This is a genomic window from Zoogloea sp. GDB6 (genome assembly GCF_056724105.1).
Map to the genome: position 1 here is coordinate 3,327,293 of NZ_CM161497.1, position 20,079 is coordinate 3,347,371.

At 64.6% G+C, this 20,079-nt stretch carries 15 protein-coding genes; 12 read left to right on the plus strand and 3 right to left on the minus strand.

Annotated elements, in window-relative coordinates:
• Positions 1 to 138: 138 nt before the first annotated feature.
• A complete protein-coding gene (locus AC1PQG_RS15190; RefSeq protein ID WP_481113574.1) occupies positions 139 to 810 on the minus strand; it encodes a Crp/Fnr family transcriptional regulator in 672 nt (223 codons plus the stop codon).
• Between the two features lie 214 nt (positions 811 to 1,024).
• On the opposite strand from AC1PQG_RS15190, the gene trxB reads away from it, so the two are divergent.
• From trxB to AC1PQG_RS15230, 8 genes are all read left to right on the plus strand, one after another.
• On the plus strand, positions 1,025 to 1,984 hold the full coding sequence (gene trxB, locus AC1PQG_RS15195) for a thioredoxin-disulfide reductase (RefSeq protein ID WP_481118658.1): 960 nt from the start codon (positions 1,025 to 1,027) through the stop codon (positions 1,982 to 1,984).
• A 72-nt stretch (positions 1,985 to 2,056) separates the two neighbouring features.
• Positions 2,057 to 3,058 carry a Smr/MutS family protein gene (locus tag AC1PQG_RS15200; RefSeq protein WP_481118659.1) on the plus strand — a complete coding sequence of 334 codons (1,002 nt, stop codon included), beginning with the start codon at positions 2,057 to 2,059 and terminating at the stop codon, positions 3,056 to 3,058.
• A gap of 295 nt (positions 3,059 to 3,353) precedes the next feature.
• The gene (gene nosZ, locus AC1PQG_RS15205; RefSeq protein WP_481118660.1) at positions 3,354 to 5,300 is read left to right on the plus strand and encodes a TAT-dependent nitrous-oxide reductase; all 1,947 of its coding nucleotides are present in this window, start codon (positions 3,354 to 3,356) and stop codon (positions 5,298 to 5,300) included.
• Between the two features lie 191 nt (positions 5,301 to 5,491).
• Positions 5,492 to 7,672, plus strand: a complete 2,181-nt coding sequence (locus AC1PQG_RS15210) for a 4Fe-4S binding protein (protein WP_481118661.1) — start codon at positions 5,492 to 5,494, stop codon at positions 7,670 to 7,672.
• Positions 7,669 to 8,091: a transcription regulator gene (locus tag AC1PQG_RS15215; RefSeq protein WP_481118662.1), complete on the plus strand. Its 423-nt coding sequence runs from the start codon at positions 7,669 to 7,671 to the stop codon at positions 8,089 to 8,091. The genes AC1PQG_RS15210 and AC1PQG_RS15215 overlap by 4 nt, the downstream gene beginning before the upstream one ends.
• A 186-nt stretch (positions 8,092 to 8,277) precedes the next feature.
• Complete coding sequence (locus AC1PQG_RS15220) at positions 8,278 to 9,102, plus strand: polysaccharide deacetylase family protein (RefSeq protein WP_481118663.1); 825 nt, start codon at positions 8,278 to 8,280, stop codon at positions 9,100 to 9,102.
• The gene (locus AC1PQG_RS15225; protein ID WP_481118664.1) at positions 9,099 to 10,346 is read left to right on the plus strand and encodes a putative glycoside hydrolase; all 1,248 of its coding nucleotides are present in this window, start codon (positions 9,099 to 9,101) and stop codon (positions 10,344 to 10,346) included. Before AC1PQG_RS15220 ends, AC1PQG_RS15225 begins: the two co-directional genes overlap by 4 nt.
• Positions 10,343 to 12,730: an exo-beta-N-acetylmuramidase NamZ domain-containing protein gene (locus tag AC1PQG_RS15230; RefSeq protein WP_481118665.1), complete on the plus strand. Its 2,388-nt coding sequence runs from the start codon at positions 10,343 to 10,345 to the stop codon at positions 12,728 to 12,730. Before AC1PQG_RS15225 ends, AC1PQG_RS15230 begins: the two co-directional genes overlap by 4 nt.
• 26 nt (positions 12,731 to 12,756) lie before the next feature.
• Here AC1PQG_RS15230 and AC1PQG_RS15235 read toward each other — a convergent pair whose 3' ends face one another.
• Positions 12,757 to 13,041, minus strand: a complete 285-nt coding sequence (locus AC1PQG_RS15235; protein WP_481118666.1) for a type II toxin-antitoxin system HicA family toxin — start codon at positions 13,039 to 13,041, stop codon at positions 12,757 to 12,759.
• A gap of 208 nt (positions 13,042 to 13,249) precedes the next feature.
• Between AC1PQG_RS15235 and AC1PQG_RS15240 the strand changes: the two genes are divergently transcribed.
• From AC1PQG_RS15240 to AC1PQG_RS15250, 3 genes are all read left to right on the plus strand, one after another.
• The gene (locus AC1PQG_RS15240) at positions 13,250 to 14,494 is read left to right on the plus strand and encodes a sensor histidine kinase (protein ID WP_481118667.1); all 1,245 of its coding nucleotides are present in this window, start codon (positions 13,250 to 13,252) and stop codon (positions 14,492 to 14,494) included.
• 71 nt (positions 14,495 to 14,565) lie between these two features.
• A complete protein-coding gene (locus AC1PQG_RS15245) occupies positions 14,566 to 18,159 on the plus strand; it encodes a PAS domain S-box protein (protein ID WP_481118668.1) in 3,594 nt (1,197 codons plus the stop codon).
• Between the two features lie 89 nt (positions 18,160 to 18,248).
• Entirely contained in the window at positions 18,249 to 18,800 is a 552-nt protein-coding gene (locus AC1PQG_RS15250; protein ID WP_481118669.1) for a hypothetical protein, read from the plus strand.
• A gap of 43 nt (positions 18,801 to 18,843) precedes the next feature.
• Here the strand turns inward: AC1PQG_RS15250 and AC1PQG_RS15255 are convergent, their stop codons facing one another.
• A complete protein-coding gene (locus AC1PQG_RS15255) occupies positions 18,844 to 19,329 on the minus strand; it encodes a hypothetical protein (protein ID WP_481118670.1) in 486 nt (161 codons plus the stop codon).
• A gap of 211 nt (positions 19,330 to 19,540) precedes the next feature.
• Between AC1PQG_RS15255 and AC1PQG_RS15260 the strand changes: the two genes are divergently transcribed.
• Positions 19,541 to 20,014, plus strand: coding sequence for a universal stress protein (locus AC1PQG_RS15260; RefSeq protein WP_481118671.1), 474 nt, complete (start codon positions 19,541 to 19,543; stop codon positions 20,012 to 20,014).
• Positions 20,015 to 20,079: the final 65 nt, after the last annotated feature.

Below are 20,079 nucleotides of genomic sequence, written 5' to 3' on the forward strand. Positions count from 1 at the left end.
CGAGGGTCGGGCACTACAGGAGCGGATACCAAAAAAGCAAAAGCGCGGCTCGTCACCGCGCTTCGATTATAAACCAGGGTCTCTGGTCGTCCCTTCCCCGTCCGTTTGAGAATACGTAAGGAAGGATTTCCTGACCAGTCACAAGTCGTAGATCTTCTCCCTCAGGATCACGCCTCCGTCGGTCTCCTCGATCAGGCCGCGCAACCCCAGATCCTTCATGACCCGGCTGACCATCTCCCGGGAGGCTCCGATCATTTTTGCGATGTCCTGCTTGGAGATCTTCTTCTTCACCACCTTCACGCCATCGATCTCCTCCGACATTTCGAGGAGCAGGCGCGCCACCCGGCCATAGACATCCATCAGCGCCAGACTCTCGATCTTGCGGTCGGCATCACGCAGACGGCGGGTGAGATTGCACATGACGTGCCAGGAAAGCTCGAAATTCTCCTGCATCAGGCGCTTGAAGTCGGACTTGGCGATCGTGACCAGGTCGGACGGAGCCACCGCCACCACCGACGCGGAACGGGGGCTGTCGTCCAGCACGCCCATCTCGCCGAACATTTCCCCTTGCCCCAGGATGGTCAGGATCACTTCGCGGCCGTCTTCGTCGCTGACCATCACCTTCAGGTTGCCGGTCAGCACGAAATACACGAAATCGGTACGGTCGCCCTCATGAACGACGGCAGCCCCCCGCGCTACGCGCCGCATCATAGCCACGCGTGCCACGGTAGCCAGCCGCTCGTCGCTCAGGCCCTGGAAGATCGGGAAGGTCCTCAGGGCAATGGTAGACACTGAGCTGGTGACGGTCATAAGGCCTCTCCTCGGCGGGACACTGATTAATTTCTCGGCGACGTGATGAAATTGTCGTTCAACTGCTGCAATTAAGTATAAATCAAACTGACGTCATATCACGCGCGGCGGTGATGCCAAACGGCGCGTCGCCTCTACAAATCCCAAAGCGTGCGGGAACCTCGGGCCTTATAATCGGTCTTCCTCGCCTCACAGACAAGAAAGACCCACGAAGATGGCTACCCGACACATCAAGCTCCTGATCCTCGGCTCCGGCCCCGCTGGCTACAGTGCCGCCGTCTATGCCGCCCGCGCCAACCTGAACCCTGTGCTGATCACCGGTATTGCCCAAGGCGGCCAGCTGATGACCACCACGGAAGTGGATAACTGGCCCGCCGACGCGGATGGGGTCCAGGGCCCGGAGCTGATGGCCCGTTTCGAGAAGCACGCGCTGCGCTTCAACACCGAGATGATCTTCGACCACATCCACACCACCCACCTGGCGGAAAAGCCGATCCGCCTGGTCGGCGATGCGGGTGAGTACACCTGCGACGCGCTGATCATCGCCACCGGCGCCAGCGCCCAGTACCTGGGCCTGCCGTCCGAGGAAGCGTTCTCCGGCAAGGGCGTGTCGGCCTGCGCCACCTGTGATGGCTTCTTCTACCGCAACCAGGAAGTCGCCGTTGTCGGCGGTGGCAACACCGCCGTCGAGGAAGCCCTATACCTGGCCAACATCGCCAGCAAGGTCACCCTCGTGCATCGCCGCGACAAGTTCAAGGCCGAACGCATCCTCGTGGACAAGGTCCATGAGAAGGTCGCCGCCGGCAAGATCGAGCTGGCCCTCGACTCCACGCTGGACGAAGTACTCGGCGACAAGACCGGCGTCACCGGCATGCGCATCAAGAGCGTGAAAACCGGTGAAACCCGTGACGTCGAACTGAAGGGCGTGTTCATCGCCATCGGCCACAAGCCCAACACCGACATCTTCGAAGGCCAACTCGAGATGGAGAACGGCTACATCGTCACCAAGGGCGGCCGTGAGGGCAACGCCACCGCCACCAGCGTGCCGGGTGTGTTCGCCGCTGGCGACGTGCAGGACCACATCTACCGCCAGGCAGTCACCAGCGCCGGCACCGGTTGCATGGCTGCGCTCGATGCCGAGCGCTACCTGGACGGCCTGGGCCTGGCTGGCTAAGACGGCCCGCACGCCCCCTAACGGACCGGGGCAACCCGGTCCGTTTCCATTTGGATCCCGCATTTCACCACCATGGCCAAGGACAAGCGCCCCGCCGGACTCGACGCCCTCAAGGCTATCCGGCACCAGGTACCGAACAGCACGCTGAAGACGATCATCGCACGTCCCGTGGCGGCGCCGGCACGCCCAACGGCAACGGAGCCTCCCCCCGAAGACGACGCGACCTTCTTCCGCAAGCAGGTCGGCGTGCTGCAAGCCGTGCGCGGCCAGGACCGGGCCGAGATCAGCAAGCCCAAGCCCGTCCCGCGGCCCCGCCCGCAGATCATCGAGCCGGAGCCGGAAACGCCGCGCCGGCCCCGGCGCGTCGACGAAAATGATCCGTCCGCAGTGTTCCGCGCGGCCCTCGGCGACATCGCCCCGATCAAGGACTTCAACCGCGTTGACCTGAGCGGCCAGCGCCAGCAGGCCAATCCCCAGGTCCGCGCCCTCGAGAGCTGGGAGGCCCCCGCAGCCGCCGTCGACGAGCGCACACTGAACGACCCTGCAGAACTGTTCCGCCACATCGCCGGCAAGGTCGCTCCACTGAAGGACAAGAACCTCGCTGCGGTGACCAAGCCGACACCCGCCCCCCTGCCGCGCAAGCGAGAAGAAGATGAGCGGGAAGTCCTGCGCGAAGCGCTGGAAACCCCGCTGAGCTTCGAGGACCGCCTCGACATGGGCGACGAAGCCGCTTACCTGCGCGTCGGCATGCCGCGCCGGGTCCTCACCGACCTGCGCCGCGGGCGCTGGGTGGTACAGGGCGAACTGGATCTGCACGGCCTGACCCGCGACGAAGCTCGCGCTGCCCTCTCCCATTTCATCGCCCAAGCCGTGCTGCAGGGCCGCCGCTGCCTGCGGGTGATCCACGGCAAGGGCCACGGTTCCCCGGGCCGCATCCCGGTCCTCAAGCATCTGTCCCGCGGCTGGCTGGCCCAGCGGGAAGACATCCTCGCCTTCTGCCAGGCCCGCCCCCACGATGGCGGTGACGGCGCGCTACTCGTGCTGCTGCAAGCCGGGACAACCACACGCAGCTGACGCTCTTGCCTGCGTGCCCGAGACGCCCAATGTTCCGGAAATTCCGCTTTTATTTCAGTAAGTTCTAATACGCTTAAATAGATTTCGGGGTTTTCGGCGCTTTCTTCAAAGCTATTGGGCGATTCTTGCCCGCCGTCAATTTTTTTCCGTGTCCGCCCCCCTACAGTGCGCTGCGACAGATTGCCGCAGGGGCAGAGCGCCATCACCGGCGCCCCTCCCCGCCTGGTCTGGAAATGCAGCCCGCATTGCGCGGCCCGCTCGCACTCAGCTTAGGGACATACGGAGACCATCTACAATGAGTATCGAAGACATCAAGCACGACGACGCCAGCCCCGTTCCGGCTCGCCGCAGGTTCCTGAACTCTGCCGCCCTCGCCGGCCTGGCTGGAGCCGGCCTGTCCGTCGGCTTGTCCGCCTGCAAGCAGGAAGCCGCCGCCCCTGCCGCCGGTGCGCCGGCTGCTGCACCGGCCGCCCACGGCGCAGGTGAATACGGCAAGTACGAAGTGCCCCCCGGCCAGCTCGACGAATACTATTCCTTCTCCAGCGGCGGCCACTCCGGCGAAGTGCGCATCTACGGCATGCCCTCCGGCCGCCTGTTCAAGCGCATCCCGGTCTTCAACATGGACTGCCTGGTCGGCTGGGGCATCACCAACGAATCCAAGGCCATCATCGGCACCAAGCCGGACGGCAGCCTCAAGTACCACACCGGCGACACCCACCACGTTCACCAGTCTTATGTGGATGGGATGTACGACGGCAAATACATGTTCGTGAACGACAAGATCCACGGCCGCTTGGCCCGTATCCGCATGGATACGATGGAAACGGACAAGATCACCGAGCTGCCGAACGTCCAGGGCTTCCACGGCACCTTCCCGGACAAGCGCGACCCGGTGGACGAGAAGATCAACCACACCACCCGCGTGTTCTGCGGTTCCGAGTTCTCCATTCCGTTGCCCAATGACGGCAACGACATGAACGACCCGACCAAGTACCACTCCTTGTTCACCTGCGTGGATTCCGAATCCATGGAAGTGCGCTGGCAAGTGCTGATCGACGGCAACTGTGACTTGGTGGCTACCTCTTTCGACGGCAAGCTGGCCGCCACCAACCAGTACAACACCGAAATGGGCGCCCACTACCAGGACATGATGTCCTCCGAGCGTGATGCCTGCCTGTTCTTCAACGTCGCCCGTATCGAAGAGGCTGTCAAGGCCGGCAAGACCAAGACCTACGGCAGCTCAAAGGTGCCCGTGGTGGACGGCACAAAGGCCGCCAACCAGGACCCGAAGACGGCCCTTACCTGCTACGTGCCGATCCCGAAGAACCCCCACGGCGTCAACGCCAGCCCGGACGGCAAGTACTTCGTGTGTTCCGGCAAGCTGTCCCCGACCGCCAGCGTGATCCAGCTCGACCTCGTGCTGAAATGGTTCGACGGCGACTTGAAGGACCCGCGCGATGCTGTCGTCGGCGAACCGGAAATCGGCCTCGGCCCCCTGCACACCGGCTTCGACAACAAGGGCAACGCCTACACCACGCTGTTCCTCGACAGCCAGATCGTGAAGTGGAACGTGGAAGCGGCCATCCAGTCCTTCAAGGGCGACAAGAATGCCAAGGTCGTGCTCGACCGCGTGGACGTGCAATACCAGCCCGGCCACGGCTTCACTTCGATGGGCGAGACCAAGGCGCCGGACGGCAAGTATTTCCTGTCCGACAACAAGTTCTCCAAGGATCGCTTCCTGCCCGTCGGCCCGCTGCACCCCGAAACTGCCCAGCTCATCGACATCAGCGGCGACAAGATGAAGGTGGTAGCCGACCACGCCGTGTATTCCGAGCCCCACGACTCCATCATCGTCAAGCGCGAGCTGATCAAGACCCGTCAGGTCTACAACCTGGACGACTTCCCCAACGCGATCAAGGACCCGAAGGAGTCCGGCGTCGAGCGCAAGGGGAACAAGGTCACGGTCAAGATGGTGTCCCAGGCGCCGGCCTTCAGCCTGCCTGAGTTCACCGTCAAGAAGGGCGACGAAGTCACCATCATCCTCACCAACCTGGACAAGGTCGAAGACTTGACCCACGGTTTCGCGATTCCGAAGTACGACATCAACTTCATCGTGAACCCGCAGGAAACCAAGTCCGTCACCTTCAAGGCCGACAAGCCGGGCGTCTATTGGTGTTATTGCACGAACTTCTGCCACGCTTTGCACCTCGAAATGCGTAGCCGGATGATCGTAGAGAAGTAAGCCCGTTCGGCAACCCGTTCCTTATCGACGAAGTAATTTGGGGAGACGTCCGCGTCTCCCTTTTTTTTGTGCCTGCGGTCGGCACGCAAGGCGACGCCAGACAAGGTACTGCGGCAAATTGACTCAGCTTAAGGCGTCGGCCGCCACACATCCTCACAATCTGTCGACATCCTGATCGATCGGAGTCACCGATGTTCGCCCTGCGCGCCCTGCGCCGCCTCCTCCCCGCCCTGGCCGGACTCGTCCTCGCCAGCGCGGCTCATGCCAACACCTACGAGGTCAAGCTCCCCCCCGAACTGAGCACGTCGCCGAAAATGTGCGACTACGCACCGTGCACTGAAGTCATGCCCGGCGCCACCAGCTTCTCGGAACGCAAAGGCCAGCCCCCCTTCGTCGAAGCCTACAAGGACGACGGCGGCCAGAAGAAACTGCTCGGCTACGTGATGCTGTCCACCGACATCACCGACACCCCGGCCTACTCCGGCAAGCCAGTGGTGACGCTGATCGGCATGGACACCACCGGCAAGTTCGTCGGCGTGAAGATCCTCAAGCACTCCGAACCGATCCTGCTGCTCGGTATTCCCGAATCCTCGCTGATCAAGTTCAACAACCAGTATCTGGGCAAGTTCGTCGGCGACAACATCGAGATCGGCAAGTCGCGCCCCGACGAGAACCTCATCGGCCTCGACGCGATCACCGGCGCCACCGTCACCGTCATCTCGCAGAACCAGGTGATGATGACCTCCGGCACCGAAGTCGCCAAACAGGTCGGCATCCTCAAGCCGGTGATCCGCCCGCAAGCCAAGTTTCCGGCCGCCACGACGATCCCGAGCTGGGCCGAACTGGTGGAGGACGGCAGCGTCCAGCATCTCACCGTCAAGCCCGAGGAGGTCGGTCTCAAGGGTGACGGCCCCTACATGGACCTCTGGTTCGGCTACCTCAACCAACCCACCGTCGGCCAGGCCGTCCTCGGCAAGGACGGCTACGCCAGCCTGATGAGCCGCCTGAAGGAAGGCGAGCACGCCATCTTCATCATCAAACCGGCGGGCATGGATTCCTTCAAGGGTTCCGGCTTCGTGCGCGGCGGCATCTACGACCGCGTGCAGGTACGCCAGGACAAGGACAGCTTCACCTTCCGCGATCTGGACTACGTGAACCTGTGGAGCGTCTCCGCCACCGGCGCACCGGCCTTCAGCGAATCGGCGATCTTCATCATCCGCGGCAAAGGCTTCTCCGCCGCCTACCCGTGGAAGCTCGTTTTCCTCGGCAACAAGATAGACAAGGAAACCGCCACCAAGACCTTCGCCAACTTCGACAAGGAATACTGGCTGGCCGACAAGTATCTGGAAGGCGGCCGTCCGGTCGTAGTCAAGCCCGACCCGACCTGGCTCAAGGTATGGAAGGAACGCGCCTTCGAGATCGCCGGCTTCATCGTCTTCCTGCTCGCCATCTCCGCTGCCTACGCCAGCCGCGACAAGCTGGTGCGGCGCGCCAACCGCCAGCGCCGCTGGCCGGTCAATGCCTTCAAGTACACCGGCTGGGTGATTTCCATCGGCTTCGTCGGCTTCTCGGCCATGGCCCAGCCGTCCATCACCCAGGTGCTCACCTGGTTCCACAGCCTGCTGTTCCAGTGGAAGTGGGAGCTGTTCCTGTCCGACCCGCTGATCTTCGTGTTCTGGGTTTTCATCATCACCACCGTCTTCATCTGGGGGCGCGGCTTCTTCTGCGGCTGGCTATGCCCCTTCGGCTCCCTGTCGGAACTGCTGTTCCGCCTCGGCCGGCTGGTCGGTCTCAAGCGCTTCCAGTTCCAGCTGCCCAAGCCCTTGCACGACAAACTCAAGTGGGTGAAGTACGTGGTCTTCTTCGGCCTGCTGGCGGTGTCCTTCTTCAGCATGGGCCTGGCCGAGAAGCTGGCCGAGGTGGAACCCTTCAAGACCACCTTCCTGGTCGGCATCACCAACCGCAGCTGGCCCTACAGCCTGTTCGCGGCCGGCCTGCTGGGCCTGTCGATCTTCATCGAGCGGCCGTTCTGCAAGTACCTGTGCCCCCTCGGCGCCTCCCTGGCGATGCCGACCACCTTCCGCTGGTTCGGCCTCAAGCGCAAAGACGAATGCACCTCGTGCAAGGCCTGCGCCAAGGGCTGCGGCTCCCAGGCCATCGACGCCAAGGGCAACATCGACCAGCGCGAATGCATGCTGTGCCTCGACTGCATGGTGCTCTACTACGACGACCACGCCTGCCCGCCGCTGGCCCAGGAGCGCAAGCGCCGCACCAAGGCCGGCCAGCCGCTCACCCCCATCAACGGCAAGGGCTACTTCATCCCCATCCACCAAGTGCCAGCCGAAGCGCAGAAGAAAGGAGCCACGGCATGACCATCGCCGACCGCAACGAACTGCGCCAGCCCGCCTATGGCGAAGCCCACGGCCTGTCCTGGCTCGTCGCCGAACTCCGCGACCACCTGTGGCCGTGGGCCGGCAAGGGCCAGCCGGCCCGCAAAGCGATCCAGGGCGCCGGCTTCGCGCTGGCCATCGCCGCCACGCTGGCCTGGGTGATGGCCGCCCTCGGCCGCCTGGAGGCCGGCGCCATCATCGGCTGGTGGTTCGGCTGGAGCGTCTTCGAGGTGCTGGTCCGCCTCGACGCCAAGCCCTACGTGAAGGAAGGCCCCTGGTGGGGCCGCCTGTACCGCCGCGCAACAGTGATGGACATGATCTGCTACGTGAGCTTCAAGAACCTGCTGATCGGCGCCGTACTGTTCATCGCACTGAAGACGGCGGGTGTGCTGATCGTCTAGTCCGTGCCGTTCATCACGGCGGCGGCAATCCTCCTGTGCCCCGCGCCCCGCAAGGGCTATGGTGAAAAAGGAGGCATGCGTCACAGCGCATGAATCGAAGCGGACGGTGGTCATCCCCAGTCGGATCGCCGCCGTCCATCCACCTTAGGAAACCGAAGCATCACGGCAGCACCAAAGGGAGCTGCGATGCGTCAGATGGCTGGCCGCGCAAGCACTTTTTTCCCGATCGCCCGCCTGCTGCTGCAGGCGGTGGGTGTGGTGCTTGCCCTCATCGCCTCCAACCTCAGTCAGGCCACACCATCCGCGGCCATCCTCGTCTATCACCGCTTCGGCCCGCAGGTGGCCGACAGCATGACGACCCGCACTGATGTCTTCGTCGCCCAACTGGCGGAACTTCATCGCGCCGGCTACACCATCGTCCCCCTCGCCACCGTCGTGGACGGCCTCGCCGGCCATGTGCCCTTGCCACCCAAGGCGGTAGCAATCACCGTCGACGACGGACACCGCACGGTTTACAGCGATCTGCTGCCGATCATCCGCCGCGAGAAGCTGCCGGTGACACTGTTCATCTACCCATCTGCCATATCCAATGCCAGCTACGCGATGAGCTGGGCACAGCTACAGGAACTGCTTGCCACCGGAAGCGTAAGTATCCAGTCGCACACTTACTGGCACCCGGACTTGCGCATCGAACGGCGACGCCTGGACACCGACGCCTACCGACGTTTTGTCCACGACCAACTTGAAAAACCCCGCCAGGTGCTGCGGCATCGGCTCGGCGTCGACGCCGACTACCTCGCCTGGCCCTTCGGTATTCACGACGCCGAGCTGGAAGCGGCGGCCAAGACCGTCGGCTACCGTGCTGCCTTCACCCTTGGCGAACGCCACGCCACGCCCCACGATTCACCCTTCGCCCTGCCCCGCTACCTGATCGTGGACGGACGCGGCGTCAGCGGACTGATCCACAGTCTGCAGGCAGGAGAACGCTCCGCTGCCGGAGCACTGCCATGACGAGTGCGGCCAAGTACATATTCGTCTTCCTTGTGCTGCTGCTCGTCGCCACGGCAGTCCAGGGCTGCACGGGCCTGGTCATCGACGCCACCAGCGGCAAACCGCTGGCTGGCGCACTGGTCACCCGCGGCAAGGACGTGCTGACCACCGGCGGCGACGGCCGCTACGCCTTCCCGGGCAGCTGCGCCACCGTCGCGGCCCGCGCCATCGGCTACCGCCGCGCAGCGGTCATGCCCCCCGACGGCGAATCCGCACCGACGATGCGCCTCGCCGCCATCCGCCCGAAAGCGCTGTACCTGTCCTTCTGGGGCATCGGCCACCAGGGCCTGCGCGAAGCCGCCCTCGAACTCATCGAACACACCGAACTCAACGCGCTGGTCATCGACGTGAAAGGCGACCTGGGCGGCGTACCCTATCCCACCACCGTCGTCACCGCAGAGAGCATCGGTGCGCGGAAGATCACCACTGTTGGAGACATGGGCAAGCTGATTGCCCAGCTGAAGGCAAAGAACATCTACCTGATCGCACGCATCGTGGTCTTCAAGGACTCCCCACTGGCCAATGCCCACCCCGAATGGGCTGTCAAAACAACCGCCGGTGGCCTCTTCCATGACCGGGAGGAGCTAGCGTGGATCGATCCATCCCGACAGGAAGCCTGGAATTACAGTCTCGACCTGGCCGTGGAGGCGGCACGACTCGGCTTCGACGAAATCCAGTTCGATTACGTGCGCTTCCCCGATTCGCCAGGCCTCACCTTCTCCGTCGCCAACACCGAGGAAAACCGCGTCGCCGCCATATCCGGTTTTCTGGCGACGGCACGCAGCCGCCTGCTCCCGTACAACGTCTTCCTCAGCGCCGACATCTTCGGCTACGTGTTCTGGAACACCAACGACACCTTCATCGGCCAGAAGCTCGACGTGCTGGCAAGCCGCCTCGACTACCTTGCTCCCATGCTCTACCCCTCCGGCTTCAAATTCGGCATTCCGGGCTATACCAACCCAGTGGCCAACCCGAACGAGATCGTCTTCCTCACCCTCAAGCACGGCATGGAGCGCAGCGGCATCTCACCGCTGCGCCTGCGCCCGTGGATCCAGGGTTTCCGCGACTACGCCTTCGACCACCGCGCCTTCGGCGGCCCGGAGATCCGCAGCCAGATCGAAGCCACCGAAAAGATCGGCACCAACGGCTGGATGCTGTGGAACCCGCGCAACGCCTACACGGCGGATGGACTCGGCAAGAAATGAACACCGCCTTGCGTCCCGATTGCCGACGGAGCCAGCCATGCCCGAAGCGTGGAGGCCAACTCGGACAGCTATGGCTGCTGCTTGCCGTGCTCCTGTCGCTCAATGCCAATGCCATCGCCGCCGGCCGGCTCGACGAAGCCCGTCTCGACGCCGCCATCACGCCCATCGTCGAGGCGGAAATCGCTGCCGGACATATCCCAGGCGCGGTCGTACTCATTGGCGAAGGCAATGCAGTCGTCTATCGGCGCGCCTTTGGGCAACGTGCCGTGGTGCCGACACCCGAGCCGATGAGCGTCGACACGATCTTCGACCTGGCCTCCCTGACCAAGGCCGTCGCCACCACGCCAGCCGTGCTGCAACTCGTCGAACAGGGCCTGCTCGCCCTCGACGCACCAGTGGCCCGCTACTGGCCCTCGTTCGCCGCCCAGGGCAAGGACGCGATCACGGTCCGCCAGCTACTGGCCCACACCTCAGGGCTGCCGGCCGGCATGGACGTACGCCCGGGCACCCCGCCCGGCGAAGTGCTGAGCCGCATCGCGTCAATCAAGGCACAGCGGCACGCCGGCGGTGACCCGCTGTACAGCGACCTCAATTTCATCGTGCTCGGCGAACTCGTCCGGCGGGTTTCCGGCCTGCCCCTCGACGAATACTGCCGGCGTCGGCTGTTCCAGCCACTGGACATGCAGGACACCGGCTTCCTGCCACCGGCCGTACAACTACCACGCATCGCGCCAACCACCTGGAACGGCGGCGGCCCGCGCCGCGGCGTCGTGCACGATCCCCTCGCCGCCCGCCTCGGCGGCGTGGCCGGCAATGCCGGTCTCTTCGGCAGTGCCGACGATCTCGCGCGCTTGGCCCGCGCCGTCCTCGACAACAACCCCGCCCTGCTGAAGCCGGCCTCGGTCCGCAACCTATTCCTGCCGCAGACCTACCCTGCCGCCCCGCCACGCAGCCTGGGCTGGCAGCCGCAGGCACCGCTCGCCGCCAACCGGGCGGCACTGCCGCCCTTCGGTGCCATCAACCACCTGGGCTATACCGGCACCGGGCTGTGGATCGATCCGCTGTCTGGCGTCTATATCGTGATCCTCAGCAATCGCGTGCATCCCAATGGCGGCGGCGATGCCGCACCGCTACGGGCCCGTATCGTCGATGCCGTCGCGTCATCACTGCCGGCGCTGCCGGCCGAACGCATCGCGGCAGCCTACCCCGAACTGTCCGAACGCGTGGCGCCTTACATACCGAAGGCCGTCCCGCAGCCGGTAAGAACCGGCATCGACGTGCTCGAAGCGGACGCCTTCGCGCCGCTACGCGGCCTGCACATCGGTCTGCTGACCAACCGCAGCGGCGTGGATTCAGGCGGCCGGCGCGACATCGACGTGCTGGCCCACGCGCCGGGCGTCACGCTGGTCACCCTGTTCAGCCCCGAACACGGACTCGCCGCCAACCGGGAGGGCCGCATCGGCGACGACAGCGACAGCCTCAGCGGCCTGCCAGTGCGCAGCCTGTACGGCAACGACCGGCGGCCGACGGCGGCCATGCTCGACGGCCTCGACGCCGTCGTAGTGGACCTTCAGGACGCCGGCACCCGCTTCTACACCTACGCCAGCACCCTCGCCTACCTGATGGAAGCCGCCGCCGCACAGCGCCTGCGCATCATCGTACTGGACCGCCCCAACCCGCTGCGCGCCGACCGGGTACAGGGCCCGCTGCTCGACGCGGATCGACGCGGCTTCACCGGCTACTGGCCGCTACCGGTACGCCACGGCCTGACCCTCGGCGAATTCGCGCGCCTGTTCCAGGCCGAAGCCAAGGTGGATGTGCAACTGCAGGTCGTCCCCATGCAGGGCTACCGCCGCAGCATGTGGTACGACGAAACCGGCCTGCCCTGGCTGCCACCTTCGCCCAACCTGACGAACCTCGCCGCCACGCTGCTGTATCCCGGTGTCGGCATCGTCGAGGGCGCGGAAGTCTCCGTCGGCCGCGGCACGCCGACGCCCTTCGAGATAGTTGGCGCACCGTGGATCGACGGCTCCCAACTGGCAACCGAACTGAACACCCTGCAACTGGCCGGCGTGCACTTCAGAGCCACCCGCTTCCAACCGGTGGCGGGCCCCTATGCCGGCGAAACCTGTCAGGGCGTGCGCATCCTCATCGACGACCGGGATGCCATCGACACGCCGACCCTCGGCATCGCCCTCGCGGCGAGCCTGCACCGCCTCTACCCCAACCATTTCACGCTGGAGAGGATCCTCGGCAACCTGGGCAACCGCGCCAGCCTCGACGCGATCCGCGCCGACACACCCCCGTCAGCCATCGCGGCGGCCGGGCAGGATGCACTCTCGGCCTATCTCGTCCGCCGAGCCGCCTTCCTGCTCTACGAGTGAGCCGGCGCGGCCACGCGACGATCGGCTCAGGCTTTGCGCTCCAGTTCATCGTAGGCCGACAGCGTGACCCCCGCGCCGGCCAGCGCCTCGCGCAAGTGCTTGACCTCCTGCTTGGTGAACTCGTTGCCGTGGTGCGGATGATGGATGAAGAACTCATGCCGGTTGAGCACGATGCGGAAGCGCGCGCCGTGATTCGGCTCGACGGCGGCCCCCAAGTGATTCAACAGGGATTCCACTTCACGCCACTGGATATTGCTGCTGAGCGGATCGCGAAAGATCGCTTCCAGCACGTTACGATGCTTGTGACTCATGGCTTGCTCCTCCCGTTGTCTACAACGGCATTCTTGCACCATCGCCGTGACGATGGCGGCACTGTGGCAAAGGCGACACATCCTGCAGCAGATCACCGGCACCAATCTCTAAAGATCGAATGAAAGCCGTGATGTAAATGACAAGAGTCACTGCCAACATGGTGATAATACGAAGCCTGGTCAGACCAGCAAGAACCGACAACAGACCATGAACGCTTCAATCGAGCACCAACCCGGCCCCCCAATCCAGTCGACAGCGTCCACCGCCGAACTCGCACGCCTGCAGCAACTCAGCAACTGGTACGAAAAAGCCCTGCGCGTCTCCAACATCGGCCTCTATCGCTGGGAGTCCACCAGCGACAAGTGGTTCTGGTCGGACAAGGTTTTCGAGCTTCGCGGCTTCCCCAAGGACGAGCGCTACGTCAATCCGGAAGCCTTCTACGCCCGCGTGCATCCGGACGACCGGGCTCCGCTGCTCGCCGCCGAGATCGCCTGCAAGAATGGACACGCTCCTCTCAACGCCGAATACCGCTTCATCCTGCCATCCGGCGAGGTGCGCTGGCACCGGGAGCTCGCCGACCGCGTTGTCTACGGCGAAGGCGGCGGCGAAGCGCTGTGTGGCGCCCTGATGGACATCACCGACAAGAAGCGCGCCGAACTGGCCATAGCCGAGCAGCAGGAATACCTCGAATCCCTTGTCAATGAACGCACCATGGCCCTGCGCATCGCCAAGGAAGCCGCGGAGAGCGCCCATCGGGCCAAGAACATGTTCATCGCCAACGTCAGCCACGAACTGCGCACGCCACTCAACGGGATCATGGGCATGACCGACATCGCGATGAAAAGAAGCGACGACCCCAAGGTGCAGGAATACCTGGGCAAGGCGCGCATTTCGTCCCGGCGCCTGCTGTCGCTGATCAACGATCTGATCGACATCGCGGATATCGAGGCCGAACGCATCGTGCTCGAACACCAGCCATTCACGCTGGCCGACATCTGCCGGGAGGTGGATCGCGTCGTCCGTCCCGCAGCGGAACGTCAAGGACTCACCTTCTGCATCAACATTGCGCCGGCCCTCGCCACGCGGACGCTGATCGGCGACGCACCGCGCCTGACCCAGGTCGTCCTCAACCTCGCCGACAATGCCGTCAAGTTTTCCGCCCAGGGCAACGTGGGCATCCGCTTCGACAGCGAGCGGGAGACAGCGGACATGCTGACCCTGCGCTGCGATGTGCAGGACATGGGGATCGGCATCCCCCAGGCCGAGCAGGCACGGCTGTTCTCTCTCTTCGAACAGGGCGACGGCTCATCCACCCGCCGATACGGCGGCACCGGCCTCGGACTGGCGCTGAGTCGGAAGCTCATCCATCTGATGAACGGTGAAATTGTGGTGAACAGCCAGCCCGGCGCCGGCTCCACGTTCCGCTTCACCAGCCTGCTGGCAGTAGCCTGACGCAGCGCTGCAATCCAAAACCGATAGCCCGCAACAGCTTGCGCTCCGAATGAACCGCCGCACCGACAACCATGTCTAGACTTCGCTTTCCCCGCCTCGGCATGCGGGCCTGGCTGCTCGTGCTGGCCTCCCTCGGCGTGATCCCCTTCTTTCTGTTCTCCGCCTACACGGTCTCCGAGATCGACACGGCCCGGCATGCGGCCATGGAAGTCGGGCTGCAGCAGCGCACCGAAGCCGCCGCCAGCGCCGCCAACGAGCGCCTCAAGATGGCCCTCGGGCAACTCAATGGCATCGCCACCTCCGCCTCGGCGCAGAGCCGAGACCTGAAAGGCATTTACGAGCACGCACGGCGGGTGCTGGACCTGAACCCGGACGCCGTGTCGATTGCCTTGTTCGCCGCGGATGGCCGGCCCCTCTTCTCCACCTCCGAGCCTTTCGGCAGCCGGACCCCGCCGGTAGAAGACCCAGGCGACATGAAGCGCGTCTTCTCGACCGGCCGGCCGGTCGTGTCTGGCGCGCTACGCAACCCGGCCTCCGGCCGCTTCGAGACCGCGCTCAGCGTACCGGTCATACTGCAGGGCCAGCCGGCTTACGCCCTGCGCATGAATCTCTCAGCCGAGTCCTTCAACAGGCTCCTGTTCGACCAGCGTTTTCCCGGCGACTGGACCGGCGTCATCGTCGACGAGCAAGGCCTCGTGCTGGCCCGCTCGCGGGCGCCGGACGAGTTCATCGGCAAGAAGATCTCCACAACCGTGCAAGAAGCCTTGAACCAGGGCAAGCGGGGCATTTTCCAGAGCTCCACCCTCGACGGCGTACGGGTCAACACCTCGCTCACCTACGTGTCGGACTGGGGCTGGCGCGTCATCGTCGGCGCCCCGGTGGACGCTTTCAACGCCACGTTCTATACCCCCCTGCGCAACCTTCTGCTGGCCGGCCTCGGCTGCGCTGCCGTGGCCGGCCTTGGCGCCTTGTGGCTGGCCCGCGCGCTGACCCGGCAGATCGCGGCGCTCGCCGAGGCTCCGCGTGCGCTCCAGCGCGGCGAGGCCGTTCCTGCCCCCAGGACGTTCGTACGCGAGCTCCATGACATGCACACCAGCCTGATCGAGGTGGAGCGGCGCGAACAGCGCATGAACATCGATCTGCTCAACGCCACTGTCCGCCACGAAGAGCTGGCCGACATCCTCGACAACGCCGGCGTCGGCATTTCCCTGATCAAGGATCGCAAGGTCCTGTGGGCCAACCGGAAGATGGGCGAGATCTTCGGCTATACGCGCAGCGAGATGGAAAACCAGCCGACGCGGCGCTTCTACCTGAACGACGACGACCATGCCACGCTCGGCGACGCGTCCTACCTCGCCCTGGCCAATGGGCTGCAGCACACGCTGGAACTCCGCATGCGGCACCGGAGCGGTGCGCCGCTGTGGATCCGGCTGTCCGGCCGGCCGCTGGTGGGCGCCCCTTCCGAACACGACAGCATCTGGATCCTGGAAGACATCAACGAGCAACGTGCCAACGACCAGGCACGGCAGCGCCAGCTGGCCGGCCTGAGGGCCCTCAACGAACTCGGCGTCCTTCACTACGACGCCCTCGAGGACGAACTACGGGCCGTGCTGCGCATCGGCGTCACCCAGTTCGGGCTCGACATCGGCATCATCAGCCGGATCAGCGGTGAAACCTACAAGGTGGTCTCCCAGGTCTCCCCGCCCGATACGCTGCAAGATGGTCAAGAGTTCCCCTACGCCGACACCTACTGCGCGATCACCCTGGCCCGCGGCGAAGGCGTTCTGACCATCACCCACATGGGCAACTCGGCCTACGCCAAACATCCCTGTTACCAGCGCTTCAAGCTTGAGGCCTACATCGGCTCGCCCGTCTACGTGGCCGGCCGCCTCTACGGAACGGTGAATTTCAGCGCCCCATCGCCCTACTCGCGGGAATTCGATGGGCGGGACGAGGAGTTCATGCTGCTCCTCAGCCGCTGGATCGGCGCAGCCATCGAACGGCATCAAGCCCAGGAGCGCGTGGCGGAAACCGACGAAAAGCTGCGCGGCTTGTTCACCATGTCACCGGTCGGCATCGCCTTGACCGACATGGAAGGCCACTTCATCGAGTTCAACGAATCCTTCCGGAGAATCTGCGGCTATTCGGAATCCGAGCTGAAGACCATCGATTACTGGGAGCTGACGCCCACCAAGTATCAGGCGGCAGAAATGCAACAGCTGGAATCCCTCGAACGTACCGGCCATTACGGCCCCTACGAAAAGGAATACCGGCGCAAAGACGGCAGCCTGGCCGCCATCCGGCTCAACGGCGTCACCATCAAGAGCGCCGATGGCGCCCGCTACATCTGGTCGCTGGTCGAGGACATCGCAGAGGAGGTGCAGCGCGATGCCGAACTGGCCCGCCACCGCGAACACCTGGAAGAGCTCGTCGCCGAGCGCACCACGGCACTGTCCATCGCCAAAGAAGCCGCCGAAACAGCCAGCCGTGCCAAGAGCACCTTCCTGAGCAACATGAGCCACGAAATCCGCACACCGATGAACGCCATCATCGGCTTTTCCCACATGCTCGCGCACAGCAATCTCAGCCCGGTGCAGCGTCACCGGGTCGATCGGATCTCCAGCGCCGCCAAGCATCTGCTCGGCCTGCTCAATGACATCCTCGACCTGTCCCGGATCGAGGCCGAACGCCTGACTCTCGACACCACGCCCGGCGACCTGGCCAGCGTCCTGCACACCGTCGAAAACGTGCTCACCGACAAGGCCGCGGAAAAGGACCTGCATTTCGAGCTGTCCATCGCGCCGGAGCTCGACGGGCTGATCTTGATCTTCGACCCACTGCGCCTGCAACAGGTGCTGATCAACCTGATCGGCAATGGGATCAAATTCACCGAACACGGCGCCGTGCACCTGTCCATCGCGGTCGAGGCGCAGACGCCAGCGGACGTGCAGGTGGGCTTCAAGGTTGTGGACAGCGGCATCGGCATCGCCGCCGACCAGCTTCCCCGCCTGTTCTCTCCCTTCGAGCAGGCCGATGGGTCGACCACGCGCAAATACGGCGGCTCTGGCCTCGGCCTGTCGATCACCCAGCAGCTGATCCAGCTGATGGGCGGGCAATTGCAAGTCAGCAGCAAGGTGGGCGCGGGCAGCTGCTTCTCCTTCTCCCTGAACCTGGCCCGCGCGCAGGCCAGCAGCGGCCCCACCCCGCAGCGCCACGCACAGCAACATCCGCATGTCCAGGAAACACCGGCCACCAACCCCCTCGACGGGGCACGCGTCCTGCTGGTCGAAGACGACCTCGTGAACCAGGAGATCACTCGCGAGCTGCTGCTCGATGTAGGCATCCATGTGGACGTCGCCGACGACGGCCTCATCGCCTTGGATATGGCCCGCGACACCCGCTACGACCTGATCCTGATGGACATGCAGATGCCCAATATGGACGGGCCGAGCACCGCACGGGCACTGCGCAAATCCGCCCTGCACCGGCGTACGCCCATCGTGGCGCTCACCGCCAATGCCTTCGCCGAAGACCGGCAGCGCTGCCTGGACGCCGGCATGGACGACTACCTCAGCAAGCCCTTCAACCCCGCCGACTTCTACCAGGTCCTGCAGAAATGGCGGCAAGCGCGGCCGCAGGCGAGCCTGGTACCTTCGCCGGACTAGGCGCGACGGGCTTCTCGGCCGCGCTGGCATTCTCGTTGCTATCCGCTTCTGATCGATTCATCCCCGAACAAGAGAACGGAGCAACAACAATGTTAAGCAAGGACGAAGCCCTCGCCCGCCTGACCAGCCATCCCCTGCCAGCGAACCCCTGGGTCTATGCCACGGACGAGGCCATCATCGTCAAGGCGGAATACACCGACACGATAGAGCGCCTGCTGCGCTGGGTGCCCAAGGCCCGCTGGAGCGCCCGGCAACGCTGCTGGATCGTGCCGCTGAGCGGGCTGGAGCTGGTCCGCTCGGTACTGCCCGAACTCAGCCGCCTGGCCGAAGCCATGCAGGACACGCCCTGCGCACCAGAAGCCGACCCCGACGGAGCCCCTGGCCAGCTCACCGACGAGCAGGCCCGCAAACTGTTCCGCGACTGCGCCCGCAAGCTCTACGGCAGCGACTGGCAGCGGGAAACCGCCCGGGCCCTGGGGCGCGACGAAGGCACGCTGGCCTGCTGGCTGATCGGCGAAGGCGTCGTCGAGGCGGCGCCGGAACAGCTGCTGTGGGAGATGCTGGCGCTGATGCGCCAGCGCGTGCAGGACATCGGCGCCAGTGCCGACGCACTGGCCGTGCGTATCGGCCCACGCCAGTAAATCACGGTCGGGCCGCGTCACTACCGGCCCGCCCCCGCGTCGCTCAGAGCGGCCGGACCTGATCCGCCTTAAGCGTGAAACGCAGCCCGTCCACGCTGTCGAACAAGGCCGGCGGCACCTCGTAGAAAAACTGGTTCTCGTACCAGCACGCCGCGTAGGGCAGGAAGGCCGCCGTCTGCGGCAGCTCAAGCACCGTCTCGCCGGCGGCACACAGGGTGACGCCGAAGCCGCTGTTGTCGGCCACCGGCACGTTCTCGTCACCGAAGACTTCGAACTGCACGATCACACGAGCCGTCTCGACCGCCCCTTCCAGTGCCTTGGCGGCCGTGATGCGGATGTTCTGGTAACGGCGCCCGGCGGTGCCGTCCTCGAACAACTGCAGAAACTCGGGCAGCTTGCCCTTCTTGATCACCGTGCCCTCCAGCAGCGGCACCCCCAGTTGCGTCAGGCTCAGGCCCTTGGGCTTGGCAATCGCCAGATCGATGTGTGTCGTGTTCTCGGCCAATGTGGGCACGATGCGGGTCTCCATGGAAGATTTGCGACAAAAACAGAGGCTTTGCCCCCTGCATGTCGCCATCAAGCAGATTCGATGCCATTCGATGACGCGCAGTGCCCCGCCCAGCGCAAGTCCATATCCGGACATATCCCAACGCTAATAGTGCACATCAGCTTCCGACGACACCGCCGCGCCGCCAAGCCCCTAGACTCGGGCGCACACAACAAACATCCAGGAGGCAGACATGGCTTACCAGATCAAATCGATCCTCTACGCATCGGACCTGACCCCGCGCTCCCCGGCCGTCTTCCGCCACGCGGTCGGGCTGGCGGCCAAATTCGACGCCAGGCTGCACGCGATGACCGTGTCGCTGCCGGCCACCGGCCTGCCCTATATGGAATTCATGTCCGAAGAGAAATTCGACGCCATGCGCGCCGCCGGCCAGAGCAAGGACGAGGACTTGCTGCGCCAGCGCATCGAGGTCTTCACCGAAGCCCATCCGGAAATGGACGTGGCCAACGTACTGACCAGCATCCGCGCCGTCGAGGGCGATCCGGCCCGCTGCATCCTCGACATGGCCAAGCACGTGCTGGCCGACATGATCGTCATGGGTTCCCGCGGCCACAGCGCCATCGGCGAGCTCATCCTCGGCTCCGTCGCCCACAAGGTGACGATGAAGGCCGACGTACCGGTCATCCTCGTGCCGATCGACCGCTGAAAACAAAGGCGCCCCCTCCAGCACCAGGCTGGAGGGGGCGCCTTAATACCTCTACAGGGCTGCGC

Excerpts from the sequence above, each read along its gene's own strand:
- AC1PQG_RS15210 (WP_481118661.1), top strand. The coding sequence starts at position 5,492 with ATGTTCGCCCTGCGCGCCCTGCGCCGCCTCCTCCCCGCCCTGGCCGGA.
- AC1PQG_RS15200 (WP_481118659.1), top strand. The coding sequence starts at position 2,057 with ATGGCCAAGGACAAGCGCCCCGCCGGACTCGACGCCCTCAAGGCTATC.
- AC1PQG_RS15215 (WP_481118662.1), top strand. The coding sequence starts at position 7,669 with ATGACCATCGCCGACCGCAACGAACTGCGCCAGCCCGCCTATGGCGAA.
- AC1PQG_RS15240 (WP_481118667.1), top strand. The coding sequence starts at position 13,250 with ATGAACGCTTCAATCGAGCACCAACCCGGCCCCCCAATCCAGTCGACA.
- AC1PQG_RS15260 (WP_481118671.1), top strand. The coding sequence starts at position 19,541 with ATGGCTTACCAGATCAAATCGATCCTCTACGCATCGGACCTGACCCCG.
- AC1PQG_RS15230 (WP_481118665.1), top strand. The coding sequence starts at position 10,343 with ATGAACACCGCCTTGCGTCCCGATTGCCGACGGAGCCAGCCATGCCCG.
- AC1PQG_RS15250 (WP_481118669.1), top strand. The coding sequence starts at position 18,249 with ATGTTAAGCAAGGACGAAGCCCTCGCCCGCCTGACCAGCCATCCCCTG.
- trxB (WP_481118658.1), top strand. The coding sequence starts at position 1,025 with ATGGCTACCCGACACATCAAGCTCCTGATCCTCGGCTCCGGCCCCGCT.
- AC1PQG_RS15220 (WP_481118663.1), top strand. The coding sequence starts at position 8,278 with ATGCGTCAGATGGCTGGCCGCGCAAGCACTTTTTTCCCGATCGCCCGC.
- AC1PQG_RS15235 (WP_481118666.1), bottom strand. The coding sequence starts at position 13,041 with ATGAGTCACAAGCATCGTAACGTGCTGGAAGCGATCTTTCGCGATCCG.
- AC1PQG_RS15245 (WP_481118668.1), top strand. The coding sequence starts at position 14,566 with ATGTCTAGACTTCGCTTTCCCCGCCTCGGCATGCGGGCCTGGCTGCTC.
- nosZ (WP_481118660.1), top strand. The coding sequence starts at position 3,354 with ATGAGTATCGAAGACATCAAGCACGACGACGCCAGCCCCGTTCCGGCT.
- AC1PQG_RS15190 (WP_481113574.1), bottom strand. The coding sequence starts at position 810 with ATGACCGTCACCAGCTCAGTGTCTACCATTGCCCTGAGGACCTTCCCG.
- AC1PQG_RS15255 (WP_481118670.1), bottom strand. The coding sequence starts at position 19,329 with ATGGAGACCCGCATCGTGCCCACATTGGCCGAGAACACGACACACATC.
- AC1PQG_RS15225 (WP_481118664.1), top strand. The coding sequence starts at position 9,099 with ATGACGAGTGCGGCCAAGTACATATTCGTCTTCCTTGTGCTGCTGCTC.